General features: G+C 54.8%; 1 protein-coding gene. It reads left to right on the forward strand.

The window, feature by feature from the left end:
• Window positions 1-358 precede the first annotated feature (358 nt).
• Window positions 359-1,450, forward strand: coding sequence for a methyl-accepting chemotaxis protein (locus VZ95_RS15905; RefSeq protein WP_052711844.1), 1,092 nt, complete (start codon window positions 359-361; stop codon window positions 1,448-1,450).
• Window positions 1,451-1,625: the final 175 nt, after the last annotated feature.

Raw genomic sequence — 1,625 nt, forward strand, 5'->3', positions numbered from 1 at the left:
AAAGCATCGTGCGTCGTTTTTGACGCGCGATGCTTTAGACCAAAAGGTCAGGTTTTGTCGGCTTTTGCGGCTGTCCCATTACAAATCACGGATGCGTCATTATGTCGCGGATGAAAACATAGCAGAGTGTGCGACAGCTTTACTGCCCTAATATTGGTATACAAAATATAAAGATGTCTGAAAATGTTCGAATTTTAGGAATCGCTCCCGACTCGAAGTATGTTTCCGAAAGCTTTCTGCCTCTTTTTCATAACAAATGATTAACATTTAGCCTTGCACCGCAGCATAATTACGGTAGGAACGCTCCCACTTTGTGCAAGAATTTGGTTGCGCAGTGATGTGGGGGAGCGGACGGGCGATGCAGGAGCAGATTTTAGCGCTGTCAAAAGAGGTTTCGGATCTCGCGACGATGAAGGTCTCGGAGATCCAGAACGTCATGCGCACAACCAAGATTTTGGCGCTGAACGCCTTGATCGAGGCCGGTCGCGCTGGGGAATATGGCAAAGGCTTTGCGGTTGTGGCCCATGAGGTCAGCAACATCTCGCAACGCATCAGCGATATTGCTTCGGCGTTAAACGACAGTATGGCTGACCGAATTGACGCCCTGAACGAGGTTGGTCATCAATTAATCGCTAGCCAGCGCTGCGCCCGTGCCACCGATCTTGCGCTGAATATGATCGAGATCATTGACCGGAACCTCTATGAACGCTCCTGCGACGTGCGCTGGTGGGCCACCGATTCGGCGATGGTTGCCGCCGCCTGCGATCCGACTCCTAAGAACTGTAGCTTCGCCAGCAAACGCCTTGGGGTGATTCTCGATAGCTATACGGTCTATCTCGATCTCTGGGTCTTGGACCGGCAGGGCAATATCATCGCCAATGGTCGCCCCAATCGCTACCCCGGTTTGATTGGACAGAATTACGCGAACGCCCCCTGGTTCGGCCAAGCGCTCAGCACCCGCGACGGCACCGATTTTTCGGTCGCCGACATTAGCCGTGAGGGCCGCTTGGGCAATCAATCGGTCGCAACTTACGCCACCGCCATTCGCGCCGACGGCGCGACCGATGGGGCGGCGCAAGGGGTTCTGGCGATTTTCTTCGATTGGGAAAACCAGTCCCAAGCCGTAGTCGATCAAGTCCGCCTGACCGACGAGGAAAAACCGCGCACGCGCTGCCTGTTGATCGACGCGCAACACCGCATCATCGCCGCCTCCAAAGGCTCCGGCTATACGCTGGGCGACCGCTACCGGCTGGATATTAAGCGCGGCGAGGAGCAAGGGGCTTTCGTGAAGGCCGATGGCACCATCGTCGGCTACTCCCTCACCCCCGGCTATGAAACCTATCAAGGGCTCGGCTGGTACGGCGTGATCGAACAGGCCTCCGTGATCCCGCAGGCGCACGCTAACGCCAATAACCATAGCCCCGTTTGGATGCCCCACGCGGCGCAATAAGATGCCCAGGGTCTCTACAATATACACTCTAAGAGACTATATTGTAGAGACCCTGAATATTTTCAGGCGTGTTAACTCGTTTTCAGTAGCCGCTTTTTTAGCGCCGCATCACCCAGCCGATCCCATAGACGATGGCGTGCATGCCGATAGATAGCGCAATCCCATAGAGGATTGA

Source organism: Elstera litoralis (genome assembly GCF_000963705.1).
In the GTDB taxonomy this organism is placed as follows: Bacteria; Pseudomonadota; Alphaproteobacteria; order Elsterales; family Elsteraceae; genus Elstera; species Elstera litoralis.

Excerpts from the sequence above, each read along its gene's own strand:
- VZ95_RS15905 (WP_052711844.1), top strand. The coding sequence starts at position 359 with ATGCAGGAGCAGATTTTAGCGCTGTCAAAAGAGGTTTCGGATCTCGCG.